The following is a 25,656-nucleotide window of genomic DNA, read 5'->3' on the forward strand; positions in this document are numbered from 1 at the left end:
ATTAATTAATCGAAAATCAATACTATTTTTTGGAGGTAACCAATAATGATCTATGATTATTCAGTGCAAGATGCACAAGGGAATGATGTCCCACTCAACCGATACAAGGGTAAAGTACTGCTTGTTGTAAATACGGCAACGGACTGCGGATTTACACCGCAGTATAAAGAACTGGAAGAAATATATAAAAAATACCACGCCAATGGTTTTGAAATAATCGATGTGCCGTGTAATCAATTTGGAGAACAGGCTCCCGGCACCGATGCGGAAATTCACCAATTCTGCACACTTCGTTATCACACAACATTTCCTCAAATGAAAAAATCGGATGTAAACGGTGAACATGCGTTGCCGCTTTTTACCTATCTAAAATCACAGAAGAAATTTGAAGGTTTCGGCGAAGGGAAGATGGCGGAAATGCTGAGTGATTTTATTCAAAAGATCGACAGCGATTATAAAAACAATCCCGAAATCAAATGGAATTTTACCAAGTTCGTTATTGCCCGGGACGGTACGGTCGTTGCCCGCTTTGAACCGCCTGCCCCTATGTCCGATGTTGCAGCATGTGTGGACAAGTGTGTGGTGGGGTAAGTAGATAACTTTTGAAAATATGCATATCGTTACACAAAAATAAATGTTGGATGTTATCATAGATACGACTTCGCTTTATTTTTGTTTGTGCTTTGTATTCGGCACCACTATTTGCAAAAGACTGAGTGAAAAGTTGTTTTTGTTTATGCAGCGGTGCCGAACTTATACAGTTTTTTAGCCCCCCCCTCTATTCTACCGGCGGGAGTAATCGTGCTTGCACAATTTTGACGTCTTTATTTTTCTTTGCAATATTCAAAACCGCTTCTTCAAGTTTACGTTTTTTCGCCGCTTTTTCGGAAGCAAAAAGTTCCAGCTGACTGTTATCGCTGCCTACATCCACCCCAATCCCGATAAGCCGGACGGACAGTGCCGTATCGAATCGGGAAAAAAACAATTGCTTCGCCCGCTCGTATAAATCCGCAGAATCGTTAATCAACGCCCCGCTCTGCTGTGCCGAAATGGTGGTAAAATCCGTATACCGTATTTTAATATGTACGGTGCGGCTTTGAATACGCTCATCAAGAATACGGCACATCAGTTCGGCGCTCAGCTGAAACAACACATCGGAGATTTCGTCTCTTTCATGCAGATCGATTTCAAACGTGCGTTCCGTGCTAATAGAATGACTTTTCCGCTCTTCGTTAAAAACATGCGCCATATCTCCGCGGACGGCTTGATATAAAAACGTACCGGCGGCATTCCCGATAATCAGTTGTAAAACGGATTCCTGCTGTTTGAGAATTTCGGCAATAGTCGTCAAACCTGCCTCCGCAAGTCTCGCACGAGTTTTGCCGCCGATTCCCCATACATCGCTTAAACGCAGCGACTGCATAAACGCCGCTTCCCCGCCCGGAGGCACAACCAACAAACCGTCCGGTTTCGATTGCCCCGACGCAATCTTTGCAATGTACTTATTGGAAGCCGCTCCTACGGAGACCCGCAAACAGGTTTGCTTAAAGACAGTATCTTTTAAAAGGCGTGCAGCAGTTATTGTATCGCCGAATATTTTTTCCGTACCACTCATATCAAGAAAGGCTTCATCGACGGAAAGCTGCTGTATATCGGGACTGAAGTTTTTAAAAATTTCCATAATCTCTTTTGATTTTTCATAGTAACGCTGCATTCGTGTTTTTATAAAGATTCCCTGCGGACATAATGTATGCGCACGGGCTATCGGCATCGCAGAATGGACACCGAATTTCCGTGCTTCATACGAAGCAGTCGAGACAACTCCTCGCTTACCAAGTCCGCCGACAATAACGGGCTTTCCGCGATATGCCGGATTATCAAGCTGTTCTACCGAGGCAAAAAAAGCATCTAAATCAACATGAAAAAATACCGGATTATGAATCATTTTCAGTTAACCTTAACATTGCATAACTATTATATCATAACTTTGAGAAAATCCAGCCGTCGGCATTCAGAATATTGAAGAACACCAAGATAGAATGATACATGGTTCTATGCTACAATGATAGAGATGAAACAAACCAACATTCCGCAGCAAACGCATTTTATCGGGGTTCTCCTCCCAGAGGATATAACCCTTACTCTTGAAGATTGCCGCCGTTATATGAACGAGGTTTACGGCTGCAAGTCAGGGCATGGCACTCCCATCCATGTTACACTCGTCCCTCCGTTCAGATTGCAAGAAGAATATTCAACAGCTGATTTAATCAGCGCGATTGAAAAAGAAGTCTTGCCCAAAGGCTTAGGTTTTACTGCTCATATTGATAACTTTGATGCGTTTGGAGATAGAACACTTTTCGCAAACGTCGTTGCAGGTGATGCGTGGACAACGCTCCGTGATAAAACGCTACAAGCAATTTTGAATGCCTGTCCAGGCTGTACTAAAAAAGACAAAAAGCCTTTCCAGCCTCACGCAACTGTTGCAAATCGGGATATTCCTGTAGGCATAATGACGAAAGCGCTTCAGGTTATGAACGAACTAAACCTTGCGGAAGACTTTCCTGTTGATAACATCACGATTTTTGAGCGGAAAGGCAATAGGTGGGAAGCGGGGGTTACTCTGGCAATTCCCGTGTATTGACTTTAGAATTCAGGGTAAACGCATCAGGTCGGTTTTTTTAGTCTCCCCGCGGAAAAATTGATACTATTCGACCAGAACGGCCAAGGATGGCAGTAGTTCCATAAAGCAGCGATGTTTTGTGCGCGCACAAAACTCGCCTTCAACTGTTGTACACGGATGTACAACAGTTGAAGATGGTTCAAATGGTCTCACAGTCTCAATTTTTCCGCGATTTATATCTACTCTACCTGATGCGTTTACACATTTGCTGGAAAAATGTGCGAAATTTTAAGCAAAATTTCGCACAGAGGAAGGAAGGCAACCGCTAAAAATATTTGTAATGCGGTTGCCCTGCTTTAGAATTTTCCTATGCCGGTTGGCAGGATTGGGAAGATTTCTTAAAATAATTTATTGTTTCGGATTTATATACATGCAGAAGAGGAGCTATTTTAAATGAAAAACGCTGTTATATATGTACATGGAAAAGGCGGTTCCATAGACGAAGCAAACCATTATAAAAAACTTTTTAATGACGATTATGAAATTATAGGCTTCGATTATAAAGCGGAATTACCATGGCAGGCTAAAGAAGAATTTCAAAACTATTTTGATTTTATCGCTCCAAAGTACGGTGAAATTTTATTAATCGCAAACAGTATAGGAGCTTATTTTTCTCTGATTTCTTTATCGGAAAAGCCAATCACAAAAGCCCTGTTTATTTCGCCCATTGTCGATATGGAAAATCTAATCTTAACTATGATGAAAAAGGCAAAGGTATCCGAGGAAGAACTGAGGGCAAAAAAGATAATCAGTACTTCTTTCGGCGAACCCTTATCGTGGGAATATCTTTCTTTTGTCAGGAACAATCCTATAACATGGAACATTCCTACCGGCATTCTTTACGGTAAAAAAGACGATATGACTTCTTTGGAAACAATGACGAATTTTGCACATATAATAAACGCGAGCTTAACGGTTTTTGATAGGGGCGAACACTGGTTTCATACGGAAGAGCAAATGAATTTTTTAGATACGTGGGTTAAAAGATTCATTCAGTAGATCAAAATCATATCAAGCTTACCTCGCGTAGTTCGCTAACTGCGTTTTGGTCAAGGTGCAGTTTTCCGGCTCATGCAAAAAAGCTTGTTTGTTTTTTCTTTGCGTGACCGGCATAGTTTTCAGTAAAATTACATTGCGCAGATTCAAGCAGTTTGATAAAAGGTGAAACAGATACCAACAATGGTTCCGGCAGCATTTTTACTTGTTTAATAACTGTTTCGTAGGACATTGGGGGCTCCTGTGTAATTCATAGCATCGATAACCGTTTACCTTAATGATGCAATTCCGTAATCACCGATTTGTAAGGGAATAGGAGGTATTGAATCCAAGTCATTGGGATAGCAATAATTAGGTGTTACGGGATTGGTCGAAATAAGTTTTTTTAGTTCATCAATTGAGCTTACTCCAAATAACGGGAGTATTTTCTCACAATATTCTTTTGAGGACAATCTGACCCATAGGCTCTCAGAATTATTTGCATAGATATACGATAAAGCAAACCAATGCTTTTCATGGTAGGTTTGGTTTAATGCAAAAGACATTTGGGTGAGAAATATATCCGTTTCTGTAAAAGATTTTTTTGTTATGATAGGTTCTTTAATTCTGGCAACCATTATATCAGCAATTTTTGAGACCAATTTTTCTTTATATCGATAAGAATTATCGACCATTGTTGGATAACATCTAAATCTTACAAAAGAGCATGGTGCTATATTGCTCGATGATGAGATTTTTCTTTGCAAATAATACGTATGTGTTAATATATCGTGAATTAACGAATATTTTTCATAATGTCTTAGATATGCAATCGTGCATACAAATAATTCCCAGATAAATATTGTGTAATTATCAAAATAATAGTCAGACCAAGAATAAACATTTTTATCAACCAGCATTAATTCGTTATATGCTGTTTCAAAGAAATTATAGATAAAGGATACAATATCTTTTTCAGATGAAATAACTTCTTGCAAGAAATCCAAATAAATATCACGCAATGGCTTCATAGCATCTATTTTTGAAACAATCTCAGAAGCTATAAAATCTCTATCAGAGTTTGCAGTATCAATTTTAAATTCCTTTGCTTTTGATGCAAAATTTTTGGGGAAATCAGAAATCGCGACGTTTTTTCTCAAATCATTATTTGAAGTCTTTAAAACAGCAATTCCACTTTGCAGCGAAAATAGGTCTACCGAATTATTTTTTAAGTATTCAGGCCTTGATCCAAGTTTCGGCTTTGATATAAGTGGTTCATTATAAATATGCCGTATAAGTTTTTCATATTCATTTTCATAGTTATTTTCATCCGAAAAATCAAAGTAAATTCTCGATTTTATATAAACAGGCACAGTAGGACTTGCATCTTCATTTTTTTCTAAAATAAGCGGTAAAAACTTCTCTTGTTTAAACTTCCCGTATAATTCTGCTGATATAATTACGGTTTCATCACCGACCTCTCCAGTTCTATCATTGGCTTTTTCGGCGTATGTTTTATCACATACAATTAAAACAAAATCAATTGTATTATCTGTAACCATAGATTCCATAAATTTATATTTATCATTTCCGGGCTTCAAATTCCAAAAATCGACTATCGTATCAATTCCAGCATTTACCAATCTTTGCGCAAATTCTACCACCCAGTCTTGCACAGTCCAAGAGTATGATATAAATACTTTAGGATGAATTTCTGCAGACATAGCTATTTCTCCTTAATTTGTCCTGTTATTATGTTTTAAATCTCCAATTTGATTAATTGCAATTTTTACTACTTGAACACATAATTTTGCAGTATCAATATTTGGTGAAAATTTTTCATGCAACTGCTGATATGGATGGATATAATTTCTAAAATTTTGTAGCACGTGGCTGAATTTCTGTACATCTAAATCAATGTAGCCAAGTTCTTTAGCAACATCAACATAATCTTTTAACGTCCATTTATTTATCTGCTTATCCAAAATGGCAACCCGCTGTAGTAAGAACTACTTATCAGAATCGGAAAGTACACTGTTCAGCTGTCGCTGTGCAGTAATCATCTGGTCAACAAGTTTTAGTTTTCTTATTCGATACTAAAATTTAATACAATTTCTGCTATTTCTTATAAGTTGAATCATGTATCAGTATCACTAAATAATTTCCCTTGCATATTATCCAGTTTTTCTTTTTCACGTTTCTTCTTTCCACTTGGCATTTCCGTAACAATGTCTCCAATTCTATGATCAAAAACCTTATGAATTTTGTATTGCGAATTATAAACTTCTCCCATATCATCAAGTTTCTTACAAATTTCAATCTGGCAGTTTAATTCAGTACCATTTTGAAATGATATACCATCATCCACTACAGAGCGTTTAAACTCTTTATCTGCCATTGCAAACTCATGTATCTGATTTTCTCGACGATAAATACCACGCCATGAATATCGCCCCTTTTTCAATACGGGTGAAATGATTTCAATTACTGCTTTATCATCAAATTCTGATTCTAAATCATCTGTTAATAAAAAATAGCTTTCAAAATCACTTCTAGGAATTGCGACCAATACTTTACATTTTTTTGCATCTTTATCTATGGCAGAAACTTCTAATGTTTTTATTTTCTTTTCCTTCATTAGATTCTTAAAGAAATTTGATTTTTGCTTCTTAATTTTATGACTTGAATATAATTTTTCTAAATAAATTTCCATCTTTTGAGGCAAAGGGATTCCTTCGTTTTCTAATTCTTTCGCTTTATTAATTATATCAAGTTGAGCTAATATTTTCTCGTCTTTTGTTTTCCGTGGGAAGATATATATAAAAATGCTTAGGAAAATTCCTGCCCAAGCCGTAATAGCTATACCATTTTCTGACAACAAGAAATTATAAATTTCTCTTATACTGCCTTCTTTTTTAGCTTCGGCTTCTACATCAACATGAATACCTAATTCTGCGGACAATGTTTTTATAATCCTAAGAAACTCCTTTTCACAAGCATTCCTTATATAAGCGTTTAAAGCATGAGTATCGTCATCATTTCCAAATGAATAGTGAAATTCTAGTTTATCGCCGTTTTCTATTACTGAAAAAATATTTTCTGAATTATTCATCCCTACTCCCCCTCCACAATCTTCACCTCATCCGCCGTCAACCCATACAGCCCATATACAACAGTATTTATCTGCTTATCCAAAATGTCAACCCTCTGCTGCAAGAATTTCTTATCAGAATCGGATATTGCACTGTTCAGCTGTCCCTGTGCAGTAATCATAGTTTTGCAAGCCGTGTAAGCATTTCGGTGTGTTCTGTATTCAATTCCGGTAGAGGGAAAGGATCAAGATATTTTGTTTTAAATTGGAAATACCCCCCACGTAGTGAAGTACCTGTCTTTTGTAGAAAATACCATGTTACCTTTGAGGTCAATATTGCAAGATAAGCATAATATCTATCCTCATTGCTATCATTAAGAATTAAGCCATACGAAGTATCGTTGTACTAATATTTACCTTCTGAATCAAAACACATTGAAGTTCCAAAGCAAATATCGGGTGTCAGTATTTTTTTACTGGACAATATATGCATATTTCTTGCATTCCATAAAGCGTACCAGATCGGATACTTCATAGAGGCAGTTCCTCGTTTTGAAAGACGTGCTTTTATTGATTTGAAATATTCATAGCATTTTGGAAAATTCGTTTTCATTTCATTTTCTGTATAGAAAATAGTTTTCCCATTCGCACTATGATAAGGATAAATCATATACTCCTTTTTATTTATAAAGCTATATCTATTAATAGTTTTACCCGTAAGAATAGGCATGCAAACACTTTTCTCGATTTGAATATATGTTTCAGTTATAGAATTATAACCAGTAATATATTGCTCGTCTAATCTACAATCGGAGAGATAAAATGCTTTATTATCACCGCTTACAATTCCTTGAAATATACCATGAAAAATATCCTTAACGGTGAACTTTTGCAATCTCAGTTTATCGATAAGGCAGGGATTCCGCATTATAACGAGAGCAATACTCTATCGAGGCAATCTTCTCGTTTGTTGCATAGGTGTTGCTTATGGAGAAGCGGCATTTTTTTTGCTTTTATGATATCCGAAAAGTCAACCTGTTTGAGTATATTCAAGACAATTTTTCGTAAGACGCTTAAGTTTGCTGCCGCATTGTCTTTCCGCACAAGACAATAATCCTCATTGAGAATTGCATCGAGAACCCAATGCAGGTTATTTTCTATCCCCCAATGAACCCTCATCGCAAATGCTGCCTTGTGCACATCTGTCAGTGAGGTCAAAAAATATCTTTGTTCAACGGATTTCTTCCCAGTCTTCTTTACCGTTCTTTCGCACACGAGCATTCCAACGCCATTGAGATTCTTCCATTCATCTTTTTCTGAAAGCCAATCAATATTCCCGCAAAGATAACAGGTGCGTTTTTCAATTCGTCCGTGTCCAATTTCAAGGCTATATTCTCCTCGCTGAATATTGTAATACTGACAATAAGCGTCATCACAAGGGTGCTCAAAAAACTCTTTTACATCCCGATGGATCGATTGCTGATTTCCTTTCAGAGAAATGACATACTCCGCTTCCTTTTCTGCTATTTTCTCAACGATTTTTTTCTGGCAACCCATCGCATCTATAGTAATAATCATCCCTTTTAAGTCTAACAGATCCAGAAGTTCAGGAATGGCGGTGATTTCATTTGATTTTTCTTCTGTTTTCACCTGCCCGAAGCACACACCTAGGGAGTGCGCCCAAGCCGAAACAACATGAGCAGCTTTATGAGCCTTTTTATCTTCGCCTGTCGGTGCATATTCAGAGCGCCGGATAGTTTTTCCGTCAATCGCTAATACTTCATTTTCTGCAATATGCTTGCCGAATACTTCCCGCGCATATTCTATGAATACTTTTTCAAGCTGCTTTGCATCAATCCTTGCAAGCACTCGCAGAATCGTATCGCTGCTGGGGATGCCATTTTCCAGTTTCAGATATTTTTTGAGGGTTTGTTCGCTTAATGTTGCATAAAATTGTATTTGTTCTATGCTTTTATACCCGCACAATACTCCCACAAACACGAGCATCAGTATATCGACGAGATTGTGTTTCTTGCATCTTTCGATCCTTTCGTCTTTAATGTTTTCAAATGATTCTTGTAATGTCATTGTTCCACCCCAAGAACATTTTACCATCTTTTATACCGTGTGAGCTACTGTTTTTTTGACACTATTTATAATGCGGAATCCCTGATCGATAAGGGCATTATCAACTGAAGATGCTAACTGCCAAGGGGCACTGTCTTTCAAGACATCAAACGGTAAAACATCAAAATGTAATTCTTCAGCTATCTTTTCAGGTTTAGTCTTAATAAATCTAAATGTATCATTATTATGTGAAAGCTCAATAATACAGGTATACACAGAAGCAGCATTAAACACGAGATGCGATTCAAAGTGAACAATGCTCTTTAAAGCACGATTATCATAAATAAATTGTCTTATTCCGGTTCCAAAATCACTATTGATAAATTTATGAGGAAGAATAAAAGACTGTATACCATCTTTATTCAACAAATTAAATCCTTTTTCAATGAAAAGAATGTAAAAATCAAATCGCCCCGTTGCTGCCTTATATTCCTTTTCGTAGAATTTTGCTTCCTCTTCATAATTTTCACGAAGTCCCTGCACTCTCAAATACGGTGGATTCCCAATCACGCAATCAAAACCACCGTCTGCAAATATGCCCGGGAACTGAGCATCCCAGTCAAAGGCGTTCACCTTGCGTTGTTCCTCGATGCCGAACAGTGTTAAATCCTTACCCGTGTAGTAATCCGTTCCGATAAGGCTGTTCCCGCATTTAATATTGTGTGACATATCCGGTAAAATTTTTTTGTGTTTCTGTATTTCGCTCGGTTTGAATAGTGTAGACTGCCCTCCTGGAGAAAGAGCCTTACCTTCATTTTCCAAGAGCTTCAAAAATAGCGAAAGCTTTGTTACCTCCACCGCCTGTGCGTCGATATCCACACCGTAGATATTGTTTAATAAAATACGTTTTTTCTCTTCAATGCTCAGCTTATACCCTTTGTTACGACGCAAAGCGTCGGGGTATTAAACTCTCCGCACGAATAACCTCCTGCCGGTCATGCCGCGCTCCTTTCTCGTTTTTGACATCCTTATCAATTCGGCAACGAAGAAATTTTCAAATTTCGAGGCTGCTGAATTGTTATGCTTTTACAACGCAGTGAAAAAGCATAATTAATTTTGCGATGTTTTACGTAAGTAAAACTCGACGTTTAACTTCGGATGCGCTATATTAGCAGCCGAAGTTAAACATCCCATTTCAGGCATTCAAGCAGCGGATCGATAAACTTATTGCGCACTTCGCTTTCCACAAAATTCTTGGAAAGATAAAAGGGCTCATTTTCCTTAAATTGATTTACCAGCTGTGCTACACGTTCCTTGCGTTCCGCCATCGTCATGTCTTTTGCCTTAATGGACATCGTCTACTCCTGCTATTTCGGTATACCGCATATTATAGTCTCTTACATCGATGCAATCGGACACCCGTTCATTCGCGCCCACCGCAGCACATTGTTAAGCCGCGCTTGGTAGCCTTTTCCATCTTTTTTCAGCCAATCTAACGTATCGTTATCGATTTTTGTATGTACATCAGTCTTAGGTATTTTCAATGACTGAAAATAGTAAAAGCCACCGTTACTGTCAGGCGTACTTTTAGGAATATCCTCATAATTTATTTCGCTATCGGGCATTTCATCCAATTTGTCTAATACTGCCCGATCTTCCGCTGTCAGCGGGGGAAAATCAATAACTTTGTATTCTCTTTGCGTTTTCTTCATAACATCGTACCTCCATTTTATCGGCTTTTCGGGCAGATATAAGTCGTATCAAATTATCTCTATCTGTTGCTATTACACTTACTATGTAATGTCCTTCAATTTTACCAATATATTTCTCCCTATATTCATCATCAGAATGGGAATAGTCATACACATTATACAGTAACGGATCGTTGAATACACGGCTTGCAAGTTCAAAAGATACACCTCCATGTTTTTTCTTGTTGAGTTCATTCTTGTCCGTATCCCATACAAATGTATCAAGATATACAAACTCCGTATTCCGCTCCATAGTCTTATGGTACATTATCCTTGTACATAAATCAAGAAAGAAGGAAACAAACGCTTTGACAATAACCCGAAATCCGATATACTGAATAAAATGGCAAACCAAAATCTTTCAGCAGCAAAAACAGCCAAAAACGATGAGTTTTACACGCAGTACCCCGACATTCAAAAAGAGATAAATGCGTACATTGAATATAATCCTAATGTATTCAAAGGTAAAACCATTCTCTTACCGTGCGATGATCCGGAATGGAGCAATTTTACTAAATTCTTTGCACAAAACTTTGCAGCATTCGGATTAAAAAAACTCATCAGCACCAGCTACGCCGTCGAAAGCAAAACATATAAGCACTATCAGCTGAGCTTATTCGAGACGGAGAGTCCGCTCTTTGATACGAATAAAACCCAACAAAGGGGAAAATCTTTACCCTTACCGCCGATGAAAACAAAGATGGGAAAATAGATATAAACGATTTCAGATGCCGAAAAAAAAAGGCACTTCCAATTGTCCGCTCTGCGCTTTAGAAAACACCGGCAACAAAACAAAAATCTGGAAATTGAGCGAAATGGAGGCTGACCATGTTTCCGCTTGGAGCAAAGGCGGCGCAACCAATAGCTCAAATTGCCAAATGCTCTGCAAAACGCATAATAGGGCAAAAGGGAATAGATGAGAATGTCACCCTTCCCTCTAAAAACTAAACTCTTTCAAAAAGAATTCGGGATTTACAGCGCCCATATTCAGCCGCACTTCCCAATGAAGATGCGGACCGGTTGCAAGCCCCGTTGCACCTGAAAGGCCAAGCTTTTCCCTTTGTTTGACATATTGACCTTCTTGCACGTTCAGTGAATCCATGTGGTAATAGAGACTGTATAGTCCCGGCAAATGTTCTACCACAACGCTCCAGCCGGTAGAAATACGGTTCTCCGCCAGCACAACCTTTCCCTCGGCACAAGAGTGAACGGGAGTCCCCGTCGGTACTCCATAATCTATTCCATAATGCAGCGTAGTACTCGTTTGCTTGTCGGTATATTCAAAGACACGGCGATCCCCAAAACCGGACGTTATCCGTTTTGAATCTACCGGAATCGTAAACGGCTTCAATGTATACACATCCTGCGGTGTTATCGTTTCAAGAATGTTATTAAGTTTTTCAATTTGTGCACGACGCTCCGAACTCGTATCTTTTCTAATTCCGGTATTTCTTGCATCAAGCAGAATACGCTCGGAAACAAATTGCTTTTTCTGAATACTGAAGGGCAGCGTTATTTCTTTTTTCTGTACATCCCCTGTTGAAATAATCACTTTAAGTGAATAAACATCCTTGTCGGAATACCATGTCGAAAGCGGAATACCCGCAAGCATATCAGCCGTTTCCACGCTGCGGTTTTTGGGATGTGTAAAGAAAAACTGTGTAGAAATAGCCCGCTCTTTTCCCTTAAAGAGCTGCAAAACGGCGGTAGAATTTTGTGAAGTCTCCTTATGTGCAGTATCGGAAAACTTCATCGAAAGACGTACAAATACTGCGTCCCCCGGCTGAGCCGTTTCGTTGTAGGTTAGGGAACCGCTGTATGTCAGCTCTTGGAACCGTACCGTCTCAACTGCAAATAATTGTGCAGCCGCGCAATACATCATACAGACGACGGCACACATACTAAAACGCAAAAAAAATCTTTTGTTCATGTTTATGTTCCCTGATCATTTACTGATGGTACCGCAGTTTTGTAGATAAATCAAGTTTTACTATAAAGTATGTGTATTATTTTTTCTCCAAAATATGTAAATATTCTACAGTTGAATCAGCCTTGTTAAAACGATTTGCATCTGCCTTAAATCTTTGATAATCAGTTTGAGCTAAGTCATATCTACCATACTTAGACATAATGGATTTTACATCATCAACAGACATTAATCCTTCGTTGTTATAAGAAAGGAAAATATATTTAAAATTTGCATTTTTAATGAGATTATCAAATTCATCTTTTACAGAACTGGAAGAGCAATATTTTGAACGTGAATATTTACGTAAACCTGTTTTTCCACTTGGGACGAAAGGTTTGTATTCTGCTATTGTATTTAATATATGATAATTTGCACCATACTGACGAGCATTATATGGTGGGTCGAGATACAGAATATCCCCTTCAATTTCTTTTATAAGCTCATTTGCATCTTTATTAAATACCTGATGTTTATTATCGTTTAATTCATAGTCAGCTGGTTCAAGTATCATCTTTTTCTGAGCAGATTTTTTCAACTTTTTTAAATATGCGCCATAAACAGATGCCGTATTAGAAACTTTATCAGCACATTCAAGAAGGCTGCAGAGTAGAAAATAATACACATTATCTGAAATTCGACCTACCTGTTTCCAGTTTTCAATAGAGGTTCTCATTGTATCAATTCGTTTGCCGTTATCATCAGAAAAGTATTGTCTTTCGCCATTACCACCAAGACAATAGTTTTTATAGATAAATCCATCATCTATAAGAGGAAGTTTGTTCAGTTCGTTCAACAATTCATTTTTATTTGGGATTTCAAGATGGTTTCCTATATAATTCTTGTTCAAAACATAACTATAGTATTCAACATCATTTGAAATTATTTTTTTTACAGAAGATTTAAATGTTCTTCCTACGATACCCGTCCCTGCGAAAATATCGCAAAAAGTTTTTTTAGACAAATCGCTACCACAAACTGACTTTATCGTAAAAGGAAGAAAATTTTGACAAAGTTTTAATTTCGATCCGATATAATTCACTCTTCATACTCCACAACATTAAAAATTATTTCATTTTTTTTAATGGCATATTCTATGTATTTGAGCGGAAGAATGTCTTTACGCTTATTGAAGTCTTTGAAACTCTGTTTAATTTCGTCTGAAAGTATAGCTCCATTTCTACAAATCAAAACCGGTTGAATAATGCTAATTCTATTTGGAATATAGTATTGTTCTATCCAATCTACATATCGAGTTAATTGTCGTGTATTATCAACTATCACGCTTCTCTATAATCCAGAGACTATCTACATTGAGGTCGGTCGTTTTCCAATCTTCTTCTGTATTTATCATATTCTGATATTTTATTAAAAATGCTCTTTTTATTCTACTGCACTATAAACTGCCAAGAAGGTCATTTACCTATCATTCGCTTAATCTGCATTGCATAGCAATATCAGATTGAAGCTGGTGGTAGATTATATTCCAAAGTAATTGTCTTTTCCTCCATTACCGTGAACCGTTTTTTTCGGTATAATAAAAGTACTATGAACGAACATGATTTTTTGAAACTGCAAAATGGAAGCGATATCCGCGGCGTTGCGCTTGAAGGCGTCGACGGCGAACACGTAAATTTAACGACCGAAGTCTGCCGGAACATCGGTGCGGCGTTTGCGCTCTGGCTTTCCGCTAAAACAGGACGCAGCACGGATACGCTGGTAATCGGTATCGGACGGGATTCTCGGCTTTCCGGCGAAGCGCTTGAGAATGCGCTTGTCGAAGGGCTTGCGGCGCAGCGGGTTACTATCATCCGCTGCTCGCTTGCTACCACACCGGCAATGTTTATGGGAACCGTGTTTAAAGAGACGAATTTTGACGGCTCAATTATGATTACTGCAAGCCACTTGCCATTTAACCGGAACGGGTTCAAGTTCTTCGATAAATCCAGCGGGCTTGAACGCGCCGACATCACGGAAATTTTACGCAGTGCCGCCGCTCAACATGATAGTTCAGCGCAGCAAAGTACTGCTATTCCGCCGGATAGTACCACTCAACAGAGCGTAGGAACTCAGCACCCCAATATCAAAAGTGTTCATACTTATAGCGGAGAACACATTTCGCCGAAATGCCGATCATTCGATTTAATTGCTCGGTACTCAAAACACCTGCAAGACGCCATCCAGAAAGGCTTGAACTTCCATGCCGAAAAGCCGCTCGCAAACTTAAAAATTGCGGTCGATGCCGGAAACGGCGCAGGCGGTTTTTTCGCGGAGCAGGTATTAAAAGAGCTTGGAGCCGATACAAGCGGCAGCCGCTTCCTTGAGCCGGACGGCACCTTTCCCAATCATATCCCAAATCCCGAAAACAAGGCAGCGATGGAAGCGGCTAAAACCGCTACCGTGCAAAGCCATTCCGATTTAGGTCTGATTTTCGACACGGATGTTGACCGTATGTCGGCAGTGCTGTCCGATGGAACGGAGGTCAACCGCGATGCAATTATCGCAATGACGGCAGCAATCCTTGCTCCCGACTACCCGCACAGCACCATCGTTACCGATTCGGTGACTTCCGACCGGCTGACCTTCTTCCTTGAACAGGTGCTGGGACTTACCCATCTGCGGTATATGCGCGGCTATAAAAACGTAATCAACAAATGCCGCGAATTGAATGAGCAGGGGATTATCAGCCCGCTGGCGATGGAAACGTCAGGACACGGCGCGCTGAAAGACAATTACTACCTTGATGATGGCGCCTTTCTTGCGGTAAAACTGATAACAGCGCTTGCGAACGCAAAATATGCAGGAAAAAATATCGAAAGTCTGATTGAAAAACTTCCACCAATGGTAGAAGAAACGGAATTGCGCTTTAAGATACGCGGCGAGGATTTTAAAGAATACGGCACGTCAATCCTGCAAGCATTTAAAGAGCGCGCCGAAAAAGCCGGTTTTGAACTTCCGCAATCGTATGAAGGGGTACGAATTTCCTTCAAAAATGGTGAGGTACAGGGCTGGATACTGCTCCGCTTATCCCTGCACGATCCCGTCATGCCGCTGAATATCGAAAGCGCCCGGAAAGGCGATCTTGTAAAACTGAAAGCCATCGCCCGCACCTTGCTGGAAGGTTTTGACCGGCTCGATGTAAGTACACTGGAGTAAGTCAAGGGCGGAGAGAGGGCGTGATGCGCAAGGAAACGAAACGATAGATTCGTCAGCCATGATAGTGTCCATAGCAATTTCGAACTAATCGTTTCTCTCCACTTTTACGGTACCTCTACCAAAAGCGCATGCGTCTTTTTATCCCGCTGATGAAGCCTCACTGACTTTTTCGGCAAGACAAGCAGTGTGCCCGATACGGCAGTGTTTAACACGGATTCTTTGTACGCATGCCCGGTAATAAACATAAAGCCTCTTTCCGAACAAGCATATCTACCGATAGTTTGCGGATCCGGCTGGATAATATCCGAACATATACGCACCGGTATTCCATCGGAAGTATCCCGTTTTGCAGTACCGGAAGATAGGGCAGATGAGGACAATGCACCGTATAGAAAACTTAAACTCGCGCGTTCTTTTCCCAAATGAGAAGCCTCTGAAAGATGGAGAAGGCTCTCAGGTGAATCGTGTGTTTCAAAAGTAAAATGGCACCATTTATGAAAAGCTACCGGCGTTTTTGTTCCATCTTGGGGCGGACGATTGGGGAAACAACATACTCCATTATGGGGACACGGCGCAGATATAGAAAAACCTGCCGCTAAAAATTCCGTTCTCAACAGGCTTAAAAATTCACCGGCAAGCGGTATCCCCGGTTCAATAAACATAACCGAACCGGAAGGCTTTAGATAATGCATAACGGTACGGTATGTTTTTTCGGCATAGTCATCAAGGGTGAGCGGACTGTTCCAGAATATCTCATTGAACATATTTGCTTCCGTTACCAGCGATACTTTTTCGGACAATGCCGTGCCGAATGCCCCGCATACTTTCTTAACAGTCCACGGAACTTCTCCGGTGCCATTTTTTTTACCGGTGTATGCACAGAGCGCTAAAAAAAGTTCTTCACCGAATGAGAGGGCTTTATTGGAAATATCCACGCAATACCACGTCAGCCGTTTTTTCCGCAGCTCCGGTTTTGCAATCCATAAAGCACAGACAAAAGTAAGCGGCCCCGAACCGAAGTCCGCAGCATAATTGCCGTCATCAAGCCGGATATCAAGATTCTGCAAGAGTTTCGTAAGCCGCACTAAATTCCACCACACATAATAGTGCGTATATGCTGATAGTTTTATCGGATCATTTAAATAGTGCGTTTTTCTGCTGCTTCGTTCATCTGTAAGTTCATGAAAGAGCGTATGAATGTGCTGCGGTAACAGTTGCTTCTTTTTTGCATCGAGCGGTAAAACCTGATCCAACAGCGCAGGAAAATGTTCTAAGATATTTTTTGCTTCTGATGTCAGTTCGGAAAAAACCGGCGTTCCGAAGGTATAAGGCGTACTGTTTCGCTTTTTGCGATGTTGCTCGTTTCTCCGGTCAGAACTGCGTCCGGAAGTTTTTTGATAGTGTTCTTTTTCTTGTGGCTGATGATTCCGGCTCTTCTCTTCTGTCTGAAACTGATTGGTTTTATCCAGCGTCTGATGCGAGGAGTTTTTTTTAACAAATTTTTCGTAAAATGGTTTTTGTGTATTCATTATCGTTATATTATAGAAAAAACCGGTGCCTTTTGCAAACGGACTTCTTGAAACACCTATATAAGATAAATCATACACCTTTTAAAAATACAAATGTTACATACAAAGCGCATACAAATATCCGCACAATAAAAAATGCAGCGCCAAAGGCGCTGCATTTTGTCTAGAATACGTCAAACCGGAGGCCGACCGATATATGCGGAAGCACACCCTTTATCGCTGAGGCTGAACCGCCACTGACATCGGTTGGGATAAACCACAGCTGACCTTCCGTATACACAGCAAAGCTTCTAAAATACTTAACTTTCTTTTTAGGCAATTTAACACGCGGGAACTCTATTTGCGCAAGCATAGCGGCAAGAACCTGCGGTGTTCCTTTTTGTGTTTTAGTAAACACTGAAAAGTTTGCTCCTAAAGAACCGGTCATATATAGCCACGACCAATCGGGTCCTGCAAAGGATTCAAAAGGCAGTTCGAATACGTTTGCAAGGATCTTCATACTGACGACATGGCCACCGTATCGCATTTTTACATTGCCTTTATAGAACAAATCCCATTGCGATTGCAAGAATTGTCCGTAGTGGAGTTGCAATTTAACATTGCTGCCGAAGAAACTCAACCCAACTCCGGCATTCCACAACGTAGCCCCCCAGAAACCGACATCAAAATGCAACCCTTGTATAACCTTGGGTATACCGTAAAGGTATTTATCACCCTTCCGTAAAGACAAAGCAACATTGGTAACGGAAATATTATCGGTTGCTAGTCCGGCATACGTCAAGGATTGGTTATATGTTCCGCCTTCATCTGGAGTAAGCAATGTAACAACAGGGGCTGTCTTATCAATACTTACAACCATACGGCAAACAGCAGTTTCATTATTTGCCATTCGAGCACGCACGAGTAAGAAATGCTCACCTTCCGCCATATCTCCGGTTTCAAGCCGGTATTTCCAGTTTGCTTTCGAACCGAGGGGGATAAATGTTCTACCATTATTAAAACTAAGCTCTACTGCAACTAATTTCTTTGCAGCAATTGCTTCGCGAACGCCGATTGCCGTAGATTTGTCTTTGAGTAGGAGACTTTCCTCTTCAGAAAGAGTGTATCCGGCTTTGCCTTTCAGATACGGCCGCTCGACGGCAAAATCACCCATTGCAAAATTATCAATCGTAATCCACGGGCCTGTAGTCTTATACACTATCGAATGTACGGCAGAACTTTCCGGCTTATTTTTTACAATTTCTGCTTTAACCGATATTTTATGTTCTCCTTCAGTCATACCTTCGGGCGTTATTCTAAAATTAAAATAACCGGTCGGAGAAATAGTGGCCGTATCGCGTTCAGCGCCATCGATATATAAAGTAGCGGATTCAGGGAAAATCGTACTGGAGATCTTTCCATATATATTAAACTCGCCTACCAATGTTTCTCCCATAAGTGGAGCGAGAAGCTCGATTTTTCCTTTATCATTACTACGATCAATGACAAAGTTGCGGGCAATATTGGTGACATTTCCCGCCTCATCTGAACCGACAATTTCAAGGTTATATGAACCTTCGGGAAGATCTGCTACATTGATATTTTGGGAGACGACAAGCTTCGGTTCAAGCACTGTATTTGAAAACTTTGCCGGTACCGACTGACCTTGTAATCCTTTTATATGAACAACAACTTCTTTTAAGGCAATTTCGTCATATACCTGCCCAGAAACAAAAAGTTCATTGTCGTATTTTCCGCCGGGGATTGGATATTCAAACTTGAGTTCTGGTGCCGTATTATCAATGTTTACCAGAGTAGAGGTTCGAGATTCTTCGCCGTACTGGTCTACAGCTTTTATAAACACTACATGGGTTCCATCGGCAATCACAGCGGTATTAAAATCGTAGTGCCAGTTTTCGCCCCCTTCTGCCTTAGAATATGTATTTCCGTTGTCAAGCGATACTTCAATTGACTTGATGCCGTTTTTATCGGATGCAGTTCCTTTGATGGAAATAATATCTTTTACTATGGATGTACTTGCCGGAGCTTGAACCGCAACTGACGGAGATGTAAGAGAAACCCGAACCTTCCGCTTAAAAACATTGCTCTTAACGCCGTAAATGTCTTCGGCATAAATGGAAATAGTGTGTTCATTATCCGTAAAATCGGTTAAAGCAAATGGAATTGTAAAGGTGTTTTTTACTTCAAGAGATTTTATTGTACCGTTATCAATCTGATAAAAAACTTTTGAAACGCCGTCATCGTCATGTATAATACCGGAAAGGACAAAATCTTTTACCACAACAGCATCTTCTTCCGGCAAGTGGACTTCAATAATCGGCTTATCCGACTCAGTATCGATTTCAAAAGGATACTCGTTATATGTTGAGACATTTCCTGCTTTATCTGTAAACCGGAACATCATTCCTTTGCCGATCGGCGCGGATGCTGTACCGATAATTCTATGGGGAAGAGGAGAAATTTCCATCGGCTCCCATGTGTTGTTAGAACCTTCCGGTTTATACTCAACTTTTTCGAGTACAGAATAGTTATCCGGTTTAAAAGCCACTAAAATGGAACCGTTGACCTTGTCTCCTTCACGAGGAAGGATGAGCGACACCTTCGGCCCCTGTGAATTTTTATAGAATGTTCGATAGGCAGAGCTTTTTTGTCCAAGCACATCGACTGCATGTACGCCTACAACGACAACTCCGTCAGGATAATTTTCCAGTGCAATCTTTTGAGAAAACTTAGCGGAAGAAAGCGGTTGTGCTTCGGAATCTCCAACCGTGTATGTTATCGACTGTAATGCGGAAATATCGGAAATTGTACCGGCTAATTCCAGTGATTCCTTGATAAATCGCGGTTCTTCGGCAAGCGCCAGTTTAATTACCGGAGCGGTTTTATCAATCAGAACATTAATACCTGAAGAGGTAAAGGTACGGCCTTCCGTATCGGTAACAGTGATCCGTACATTTTTATACAGCCCTTCTTCAGTGATTGCGAGAGCAATGACATGACCTGAAAACGATAGTTCACAGGGTATCGTAGAACCAGCAAGTTCGACAGAAGCAATTTCAGCCTCGCCTGCAGGGCGATATACTCCCGTTAGAATATTGTTATCAGATAAAATAAAGGTTCCGTCAGAAGATTTATTTCCTTCAGCCCATACAAAAGCTTCTTCTTCTGCCGTTGTCTGAGAATCTATTAAAATAGTTTGAGCAATCGCTCGGCCATATATATCGGAAGCTTGTACTGCAACAGGCACCACTTTGCCGGTGAATGAAGAATCAATCGGAATACGGATAAGCGTATTTGCAGCCCCCTTCCGTATGGAAACAGGGATTTCAGTATTATCAGCGATAGTATATGAAACAGAATCGAGCCCTGCCCCAGCACTAACATTTATTGTAACAGGCGTCCGGCTGTCGGGTACTACCGACTGTACAACACCGGAGAAACCCTCAAGTCCGATAACAGGCTTTGTGCCTATTACCGAGAAAGATACCGTTTCGGTATTACCTCTTACCCCCTGCGGATTAACGGCATAAACCGAAACCGTATGTGTCCCGCTCGAAATATCGGTAATAGGCACACCAAAAGCATTCATGTTGACAGGTACGGTAATTTCCTCACCTCGATCGATTCTATATCGTATCTCGGAAACACCGGAAGTACTTTCAATTGAACCTGCAAGATACATACTGTTATCGATAACGGCATTGGCAATCGGCTGTACTATTGTAAGACGTGGAGTATCCAACGATTTATCAATAGTAATTGTTCGCATTACCTTCGTAATATTGCCGGCAATATCTTCGGCAGTAATTTCAATGGTCTCGGTTTTATTTGAAAGGCTGCTTACATCAAATTCTTTAACCCAATAAGAATTACCTTTAACCAGTTCAAAATCTCCCGTTTGATTTCCCATTCGCCATGATAAAGACTTGAGATTTACCGAATCGCTTGCAAATCCTGCTATTCCAAAAACGCTGCTAACTGTTTCTGAGGGAGCGGGATAAAAGAAATCTACTACCGGAGCAGTATTGTCAATAAAGAATAAGAACGTAGAAATACCTTCGGCTCCTAATTTATCAATAGCCTTAAACCAACATACGGTCGGACCCTCAGGCAGCTTACTTGTATCAATGTCAAGCTTAAAGGAAGAAACTCCTGCTTTTTTTATCATATTTAAGCGCAAGCGGTGTATAGTTTTGTCCAGCGTCAAACGAATAAAACAGTTTACTTACGCCGTTTCCATCTCGTACAATTCCTCCTAATACCTGTTTGCCGGAAATTAAGGCGCCGTCATCCATACTGGTTACGAGAGTTTCGGGCGTGTGCAAATTCAAGTTAAACTCAACCGAAACGCCATCACTCTTTAGTCCGTTAATATCGGTACCCCATGCGATAATACGGTGTACACCTTCTTCCAAATCGGCTGTATTAAAAGTTTGAGTCCAAAATTGTTTGCCTTTTGCACGAATGGGTTCATTGTCATCCAGCGCTACTTCGATATAATCAATACCATCATCATCAAAACATGTTCCGGAGGCACTAAGGGTACCCGTAATATTCATATTTTTGAAAGGGTTGGTAATAGATACAACCGGTTGATCGGAGCGAGGGTCAATATACATATTGAAAGGACCTGCCTCTCCGATATTACCCGCTGAATCTTCGGCGGTAACAAGTACATTATACTTACCCGGTTTTTTTTCAGAGAGATCAAAAGATTCGTCCCAGCTTTCGGGATTTTCTACGGTGCGGGTTTCTACTTTACCCCCAGCAAATAGAAAGGAGACCAAAAAGGCGTACGTACAGACACAGAGCAGTAGCTTTTTCATAGAAGTTCCTCATTACAAAACAAATAGGCTTTCGCTTAATACGAAAGCTTTTTCCGGAAACCTGTAGAAAGTACCGGCATGCTACAACTTTATAGTATTTTAGATTAAGAAGAAAGGCATTATATAAAAATACCCTTCTGATGTATCGGTACAATATACTGAAAACTTGACTGTATCAAGCATCAGCATAATGTACAGACATTAAACGGCGACAACTTTTTTTACATCGGGATAGGATTCTTTTAATTGAGCTTCGATGCCGGACTTTAACGTCATCAAAGCCATTGGGCAAGAACCGCAAGCCCCTTTCAATCGGACGGAAACGACACCATCATCAGACATTGAGACAAATTCCACATCGCCCCCATCAGCCTGCAAATGAGGACGAATACCGTCCAGAGCCTTTTGAATTTGATCGACTGTAACCATACTTCCTCCTTTTTTACGCACGCAGAATGCGCTTATCATATATTATAGCATATTATATAATAGAAATCTTTATAGAGTAAACATCTCTAAAACATCCGATTGTTAAAAGAGTCCTAATACGCTATAACCGTATCTAGCGGCAATAGTTACAGATTAAGCAGCTTTTATACTATAAGTGCGGTTAATAGTTAATATGAGAAGCAATCTATCGTAAAAGCTGCGCGGGCGAGCGTTAAGAAATAGCTACGGCAGCCTTCACTCTTATCCTATAATCACAAGCCATTTCACTCAGCAGCTCATCATGTGTAATAATGACAACGGTTTTTCCTGCCTGTGCAAGCGCATCAACCCACTGTGCCATACTCAAAAGACCTTCACCGTCCATACCGCTGGTCGGCTCATCGAACACAAAGAGCTGTGCTTCCGAGCAATACGCCGCGGCAATTACCACCCGCTGTTTTTCTCCTCCGGAGAGCGATGCAGGATGCCGATTCCGTATCGCCTGCAAGCGGAACAGCTCAAGCGCTTCTTCTGCTCGTTTCGTTATGCTTTGTGACGGTTTCCGCCCCAACAGCAGCTCATTGATCACACTGTCTGAGTACAGCTGATAATCGGCATCCTGCATCACAAAATAGCTCATTCGCCGCCGCTGTGCACATGAAAGCTTCTGTCCGTGCAGGGTAATACAGCCGCTCTGCTGCCGTAACAGTCCGCACAGTACCTTGCATAGGGTAGTTTTACCGGCGCCGTTTTCTCCGGTTAGAGCAGTAATACTCCCCTGCGGAAACGTAAGGCTGATATTCCGTATACTGCATTCCATTGCTCGACCGGAACCGTCTTCGCCGCGACATTCCGCATACCGTCCATTCCGGTATAAATACGTTACATTCGACACACATAAAGCAGCTCGCGATGCATCCGGCTCTATTTTTGCCGCTTCCGGTAATTTTACAACCGGATCCGGTGTTGATGTTTCTACTGCCGCAGCTCTTTTCGGTGTTTCTTTCAGTGCGGCGCTTTCAGGTTGTCCTATCACTTCCGTTGTACGAATGTGATTTGTTCGCAAAGATAACTCCGCCATACCGGGATAGCGAAATCCGAATTGCCGTAACTCACCTTCCTGTAAACGGCAAAATTCCTCTGCTGTCCATCGGTGCGCAGCCCTGCCGTTTTCGATATGCAAAAATGAGTCTGCAATTCCTAAAAATGTGTGCAGCCGGTGCTCACTGATGATAATCGTTGTTCCCCGCTTTTTAATCTCCGCCAAAAGACCGGTAAGAATTTCGATACCGTTCGCATCCAAATTGGAAACAGGTTCGTCTAAGATCAAGATTTGAGGCGATAAAATAAGCGCTGCAGCAATCGCTACCCGTTGTTTTTGTCCTGCTGATAGGGTATCAACCGTCCGGTACAAAAGCGGCTCTATGTTAAGAAGTGCAGCCGCTTCTCGTATCTTTTCTTTCACGTACATCGGCTCCAGTCCGATATTCTCTGCGGAAAACGCAATTTCATCCTGCACACTGTTCATAAAAAATTGACTGCGCGGGTCTTGAAACACAACCCCGAATGTTTGCACTCGCTGCTCAGGCGGCATAGACGCCGGTTCTCTCCCGGCAACCAGCACCGAACCATGCAGTGTTCCCTCGTAAAATGTCGGAGCTAAACCGTTGATCAGCCTCAACACGGTACTTTTTCCCGCTCCCGATTTTCCGCACAAAACAACGCATTCCCCATCCCGTATATCGAAGGACATGCCCTCAATGCAAGCATCCTGCCGATTCCCTGCCGCAAGCTCCGCTTCCCCATAACAAAACGATACATCACAAAACGTAATCATAGACATCGCAACCGTATTTTATACAATGGCAATCAACACCATCACAACACCGTATAATCCAACGGTAAGATAATCGTAGATGGATAACGGAACGGAATACATGCTGCTTCGTTTTTGGGGAGCGTCCAAACCGCGCAGTTCCGCCGTTGCACCCAATTCTGCCGACAGCTTTAAACAGCGAACGGTAAACGGTACAAAAAAACTTTCATACACAATAACCGGATGACGGACATAATCATACCACTGTGGAAACAAACCTCTTGCCTTAATCCCCTCCCGAATCGCCGCCATTTCTTTCCGCAGTACCGGAAAAAAGCGCATCATCATGCAGAGCATAATCGTCACGGACTTAGGAATATGCAGGCTTTGCCAGCTTGCCATCAGCCTGCTCGGATTGCTTTTTACAATGGCGGCAGCAAACATCACGAGCGGAATTGAGCGAGCAAAGGTATGCAGGATTACATAGAGCAGCGCTGTATGCGGCGCACAGATCCGGGCAAGTACTTGGAGAATAGTATAGAAAAAGCACAAACGCCACGCAGTCTGCACTTCCTTCACCTGCAGCAGATAACAGCCTGCCAGTAGGCACAGACAATGCATTTGTCCGATCCGCTCGTAGAAAAACCAAACAACCGTGGCGCACAGCATAACAGCAAGGTGTGTTCGAGGGTCGAGATTTCGCACTGACTTTACGCTAACTTTGCTTTTTGAATATGTTTTTTGAAAAACAGCATACCGACCCAAAATCCTACAGCCGCAAGTGCTGCCGAAATCAGCCCGATAAGCAGCATCATATCGAGCGAACCGTAAAAACGAATTAATACTTGCTTGCCTTCTTCGGTATATGAATCTCCTAAGCTCTTCAAATACCGCTCCTTAAAAAAGAACAGCGGAATTGAACTGCCCCATGCGTACAGCGTCCAATATACCACATAGCCGATACCGTTCCGCACCGGATTTTTGTAGGTATTATTACCCAGCATCAAAAGCTCGCAGATGAGCCCTACTGCAAGCATCACTGCAGAAAACCATGCCGAGCCGAATGCAGCCATCATCAATCCGCAAAAAATTGCCGTTACAAGGAATGTTCCGTGTTTCGCCGTTTTGTTTGACATAACAATGTAAAGCGGTGCGCAGAAAAAAGCCATCACGCCGACGTAAAAAAGGTAATCGAGTGCGGGCGTTGCCGCTATTGTCATCACCATCTTAACGATAACCATAATCACCAGCATCGCGATATTAAAAATCGAAAGTGTGATAATATCCTTTAACCGCAGCCGTGCCGAACCAGTTGTTTTTACTTCCATATTAGTTCCTCCTCTTGAGTTAACATCTGCTAACTCAAGAGA

At 40.9% G+C, this 25,656-nt stretch carries 27 protein-coding genes; 6 read left to right on the forward strand and 21 right to left on the reverse strand.

The genetic code is table 11. The annotated features are described in order from the left end of the window. Positions 1-42: 42 nt before the first annotated feature. Positions 43-591 carry a glutathione peroxidase gene (locus DWB79_RS03680; protein WP_040858999.1) on the forward strand — a complete coding sequence of 183 codons (549 nt, stop codon included), beginning with the start codon at positions 43-45 and terminating at the stop codon, positions 589-591. Positions 592-778: 187 nt separating this feature from the next. Here DWB79_RS03680 and dinB read toward each other — a convergent pair whose 3' ends face one another. After that, the gene (dinB, locus tag DWB79_RS03685) at positions 779-1,945 is read right to left on the reverse strand and encodes a DNA polymerase IV (RefSeq protein WP_016522701.1); all 1,167 of its coding nucleotides are present in this window, start codon (positions 1,943-1,945) and stop codon (positions 779-781) included. Between the two features lie 126 nt (positions 1,946-2,071). Here dinB and DWB79_RS03690 point away from each other — a divergent pair, with 126 nt between their 5' ends. Both DWB79_RS03690 and DWB79_RS03695 read left to right on the forward strand, forming a co-directional pair. Next, complete coding sequence (locus tag DWB79_RS03690) at positions 2,072-2,641, forward strand: 2'-5' RNA ligase family protein (RefSeq protein ID WP_040859001.1); 570 nt, start codon at positions 2,072-2,074, stop codon at positions 2,639-2,641. A 432-nt stretch (positions 2,642-3,073) separates the two neighbouring features. Beyond that, positions 3,074-3,679 carry an alpha/beta hydrolase gene (locus tag DWB79_RS03695; RefSeq protein WP_016522703.1) on the forward strand — a complete coding sequence of 202 codons (606 nt, stop codon included), beginning with the start codon at positions 3,074-3,076 and terminating at the stop codon, positions 3,677-3,679. A gap of 70 nt (positions 3,680-3,749) precedes the next feature. On the opposite strand, the gene DWB79_RS03700 is transcribed toward DWB79_RS03695, so the two are convergent. The 11 genes from DWB79_RS03700 to DWB79_RS03750 form a co-directional block, all read right to left on the reverse strand. Beyond that, complete coding sequence (locus DWB79_RS03700; protein WP_016522704.1) at positions 3,750-3,908, reverse strand: hypothetical protein; 159 nt, start codon at positions 3,906-3,908, stop codon at positions 3,750-3,752. Between the two features lie 37 nt (positions 3,909-3,945). Then, positions 3,946-5,379, reverse strand: a complete 1,434-nt coding sequence (locus tag DWB79_RS03705; protein ID WP_016522705.1) for a toll/interleukin-1 receptor domain-containing protein — start codon at positions 5,377-5,379, stop codon at positions 3,946-3,948. A gap of 12 nt (positions 5,380-5,391) precedes the next feature. Then, positions 5,392-5,640, reverse strand: a complete 249-nt coding sequence (locus DWB79_RS03710) for a hypothetical protein (RefSeq protein WP_040859003.1) — start codon at positions 5,638-5,640, stop codon at positions 5,392-5,394. A 152-nt stretch (positions 5,641-5,792) separates the two neighbouring features. Next, a complete protein-coding gene (locus DWB79_RS03715) occupies positions 5,793-6,767 on the reverse strand; it encodes a hypothetical protein (protein ID WP_016522706.1) in 975 nt (324 codons plus the stop codon). Positions 6,768-6,769: 2 nt separating this feature from the next. Continuing rightward, positions 6,770-6,928: a hypothetical protein gene (locus DWB79_RS03720; RefSeq protein WP_016522707.1), complete on the reverse strand. Its 159-nt coding sequence runs from the start codon at positions 6,926-6,928 to the stop codon at positions 6,770-6,772. A 224-nt stretch (positions 6,929-7,152) separates the two neighbouring features. Beyond that, positions 7,153-7,641 carry a hypothetical protein gene (locus DWB79_RS03725; RefSeq protein ID WP_206181049.1) on the reverse strand — a complete coding sequence of 163 codons (489 nt, stop codon included), beginning with the start codon at positions 7,639-7,641 and terminating at the stop codon, positions 7,153-7,155. Positions 7,642-7,673: 32 nt separating this feature from the next. Next, positions 7,674-8,861 (reverse strand): ISAs1 family transposase, encoded by a 1,188-nt coding sequence (locus DWB79_RS03730; protein WP_016522709.1) that lies wholly within the window; start codon positions 8,859-8,861, stop codon positions 7,674-7,676. A 3-nt stretch (positions 8,862-8,864) separates the two neighbouring features. Further along, positions 8,865-9,692: an Eco57I restriction-modification methylase domain-containing protein gene (locus DWB79_RS03735; RefSeq protein ID WP_245541291.1), complete on the reverse strand. Its 828-nt coding sequence runs from the start codon at positions 9,690-9,692 to the stop codon at positions 8,865-8,867. Between the two features lie 302 nt (positions 9,693-9,994). After that, on the reverse strand, positions 9,995-10,168 hold the full coding sequence (locus DWB79_RS03740; protein ID WP_016522711.1) for a hypothetical protein: 174 nt from the start codon (positions 10,166-10,168) through the stop codon (positions 9,995-9,997). A 42-nt stretch (positions 10,169-10,210) separates the two neighbouring features. Next, positions 10,211-10,525: a BrnA antitoxin family protein gene (locus DWB79_RS03745; protein WP_016522712.1), complete on the reverse strand. Its 315-nt coding sequence runs from the start codon at positions 10,523-10,525 to the stop codon at positions 10,211-10,213. Then, complete coding sequence (locus DWB79_RS03750) at positions 10,491-10,832, reverse strand: BrnT family toxin (protein ID WP_338065591.1); 342 nt, start codon at positions 10,830-10,832, stop codon at positions 10,491-10,493. Before DWB79_RS03750 ends, DWB79_RS03745 begins: the two co-directional genes overlap by 35 nt. Before the next feature lie 75 nt (positions 10,833-10,907). Here DWB79_RS03750 and DWB79_RS03755 point away from each other — a divergent pair, with 75 nt between their 5' ends. Beyond that, a complete protein-coding gene (locus DWB79_RS03755; protein ID WP_016522714.1) occupies positions 10,908-11,276 on the forward strand; it encodes an adenine-specific methyltransferase EcoRI family protein in 369 nt (122 codons plus the stop codon). 16 nt (positions 11,277-11,292) lie between these two features. Next, on the forward strand, positions 11,293-11,484 hold the full coding sequence (locus DWB79_RS03760; protein ID WP_245541292.1) for an HNH endonuclease: 192 nt from the start codon (positions 11,293-11,295) through the stop codon (positions 11,482-11,484). A gap of 17 nt (positions 11,485-11,501) precedes the next feature. Here DWB79_RS03760 and DWB79_RS03765 read toward each other — a convergent pair whose 3' ends face one another. Next, a complete protein-coding gene (locus DWB79_RS03765; RefSeq protein WP_016522716.1) occupies positions 11,502-12,494 on the reverse strand; it encodes a M23 family metallopeptidase in 993 nt (330 codons plus the stop codon). A 76-nt stretch (positions 12,495-12,570) separates the two neighbouring features. Then, positions 12,571-13,572: a DNA adenine methylase gene (locus DWB79_RS03770; RefSeq protein WP_016522717.1), complete on the reverse strand. Its 1,002-nt coding sequence runs from the start codon at positions 13,570-13,572 to the stop codon at positions 12,571-12,573. Between the two features lie 506 nt (positions 13,573-14,078). On the opposite strand from DWB79_RS03770, the gene DWB79_RS03775 reads away from it, so the two are divergent. Next, entirely contained in the window at positions 14,079-15,686 is a 1,608-nt protein-coding gene (locus DWB79_RS03775) for a phosphohexomutase domain-containing protein (protein ID WP_016522718.1), read from the forward strand. Between the two features lie 104 nt (positions 15,687-15,790). On the opposite strand, the gene DWB79_RS03780 is transcribed toward DWB79_RS03775, so the two are convergent. From DWB79_RS03780 to DWB79_RS03805, 7 genes are all read right to left on the reverse strand, one after another. Further along, a complete protein-coding gene (locus DWB79_RS03780; RefSeq protein ID WP_016522719.1) occupies positions 15,791-17,215 on the reverse strand; it encodes a small ribosomal subunit Rsm22 family protein in 1,425 nt (474 codons plus the stop codon). A gap of 163 nt (positions 17,216-17,378) precedes the next feature. Beyond that, entirely contained in the window at positions 17,379-21,383 is a 4,005-nt protein-coding gene (locus tag DWB79_RS03785; RefSeq protein WP_016522720.1) for an Ig-like domain-containing protein, read from the reverse strand. Beyond that, positions 21,352-22,041, reverse strand: a complete 690-nt coding sequence (locus DWB79_RS12000) for an Ig-like domain-containing protein (protein ID WP_016522721.1) — start codon at positions 22,039-22,041, stop codon at positions 21,352-21,354. The genes DWB79_RS03785 and DWB79_RS12000 overlap by 32 nt, the downstream gene beginning before the upstream one ends. A gap of 201 nt (positions 22,042-22,242) precedes the next feature. Next, positions 22,243-22,470: a NifU family protein gene (locus DWB79_RS03790; protein ID WP_016522722.1), complete on the reverse strand. Its 228-nt coding sequence runs from the start codon at positions 22,468-22,470 to the stop codon at positions 22,243-22,245. Between the two features lie 232 nt (positions 22,471-22,702). Further along, complete coding sequence (locus DWB79_RS03795) at positions 22,703-24,307, reverse strand: ABC transporter ATP-binding protein (RefSeq protein ID WP_016522723.1); 1,605 nt, start codon at positions 24,305-24,307, stop codon at positions 22,703-22,705. Positions 24,308-24,325: 18 nt separating this feature from the next. Then, positions 24,326-24,955 carry an energy-coupling factor transporter transmembrane component T family protein gene (locus DWB79_RS03800; RefSeq protein WP_016522724.1) on the reverse strand — a complete coding sequence of 210 codons (630 nt, stop codon included), beginning with the start codon at positions 24,953-24,955 and terminating at the stop codon, positions 24,326-24,328. A 41-nt stretch (positions 24,956-24,996) separates the two neighbouring features. Then, complete coding sequence (locus tag DWB79_RS03805; RefSeq protein WP_016522725.1) at positions 24,997-25,614, reverse strand: MptD family putative ECF transporter S component; 618 nt, start codon at positions 25,612-25,614, stop codon at positions 24,997-24,999. Positions 25,615-25,656 lie beyond the last annotated feature (42 nt).

The organism is Treponema medium (assembly GCF_017161265.1).
Lineage (GTDB): Bacteria > Spirochaetota > Spirochaetia > Treponematales > Treponemataceae > Treponema > Treponema medium.

Coding starts and splice junctions, on each gene's coding strand:
- dinB (WP_016522701.1), bottom strand. CDS start 1,945: ATGATTCATAATCCGGTATTTTTTCATGTTGATTTAGATGCTTTTTTT.
- DWB79_RS03705 (WP_016522705.1), bottom strand. CDS start 5,379: ATGTCTGCAGAAATTCATCCTAAAGTATTTATATCATACTCTTGGACT.
- DWB79_RS03720 (WP_016522707.1), bottom strand. CDS start 6,928: ATGATTACTGCACAGGGACAGCTGAACAGTGCAATATCCGATTCTGAT.
- DWB79_RS03745 (WP_016522712.1), bottom strand. CDS start 10,525: ATGAAGAAAACGCAAAGAGAATACAAAGTTATTGATTTTCCCCCGCTG.
- DWB79_RS03750 (WP_338065591.1), bottom strand. CDS start 10,832: ATGTACCATAAGACTATGGAGCGGAATACGGAGTTTGTATATCTTGAT.
- DWB79_RS03740 (WP_016522711.1), bottom strand. CDS start 10,168: ATGTCCATTAAGGCAAAAGACATGACGATGGCGGAACGCAAGGAACGT.
- DWB79_RS03780 (WP_016522719.1), bottom strand. CDS start 17,215: ATGAATACACAAAAACCATTTTACGAAAAATTTGTTAAAAAAAACTCC.
- DWB79_RS03805 (WP_016522725.1), bottom strand. CDS start 25,614: ATGGAAGTAAAAACAACTGGTTCGGCACGGCTGCGGTTAAAGGATATT.
- DWB79_RS03690 (WP_040859001.1), top strand. CDS start 2,072: ATGAAACAAACCAACATTCCGCAGCAAACGCATTTTATCGGGGTTCTC.
- DWB79_RS03795 (WP_016522723.1), bottom strand. CDS start 24,307: ATGATTACGTTTTGTGATGTATCGTTTTGTTATGGGGAAGCGGAGCTT.
- DWB79_RS03765 (WP_016522716.1), bottom strand. CDS start 12,494: ATGAACAAAAGATTTTTTTTGCGTTTTAGTATGTGTGCCGTCGTCTGT.
- DWB79_RS03800 (WP_016522724.1), bottom strand. CDS start 24,955: ATGCTGTGCGCCACGGTTGTTTGGTTTTTCTACGAGCGGATCGGACAA.
- DWB79_RS03785 (WP_016522720.1), bottom strand. CDS start 21,383: ATGATAAAAAAAGCAGGAGTTTCTTCCTTTAAGCTTGACATTGATACA.
- DWB79_RS03715 (WP_016522706.1), bottom strand. CDS start 6,767: ATGAATAATTCAGAAAATATTTTTTCAGTAATAGAAAACGGCGATAAA.
- DWB79_RS03695 (WP_016522703.1), top strand. CDS start 3,074: ATGAAAAACGCTGTTATATATGTACATGGAAAAGGCGGTTCCATAGAC.
- DWB79_RS03755 (WP_016522714.1), top strand. CDS start 10,908: ATGGCAAACCAAAATCTTTCAGCAGCAAAAACAGCCAAAAACGATGAG.
- DWB79_RS12000 (WP_016522721.1), bottom strand. CDS start 22,041: ATGAAAAAGCTACTGCTCTGTGTCTGTACGTACGCCTTTTTGGTCTCC.
- DWB79_RS03775 (WP_016522718.1), top strand. CDS start 14,079: ATGAACGAACATGATTTTTTGAAACTGCAAAATGGAAGCGATATCCGC.
- DWB79_RS03730 (WP_016522709.1), bottom strand. CDS start 8,861: ATGGTAAAATGTTCTTGGGGTGGAACAATGACATTACAAGAATCATTT.
- DWB79_RS03700 (WP_016522704.1), bottom strand. CDS start 3,908: ATGTCCTACGAAACAGTTATTAAACAAGTAAAAATGCTGCCGGAACCA.
- DWB79_RS03790 (WP_016522722.1), bottom strand. CDS start 22,470: ATGGTTACAGTCGATCAAATTCAAAAGGCTCTGGACGGTATTCGTCCT.
- DWB79_RS03760 (WP_245541292.1), top strand. CDS start 11,293: ATGCCGAAAAAAAAAGGCACTTCCAATTGTCCGCTCTGCGCTTTAGAA.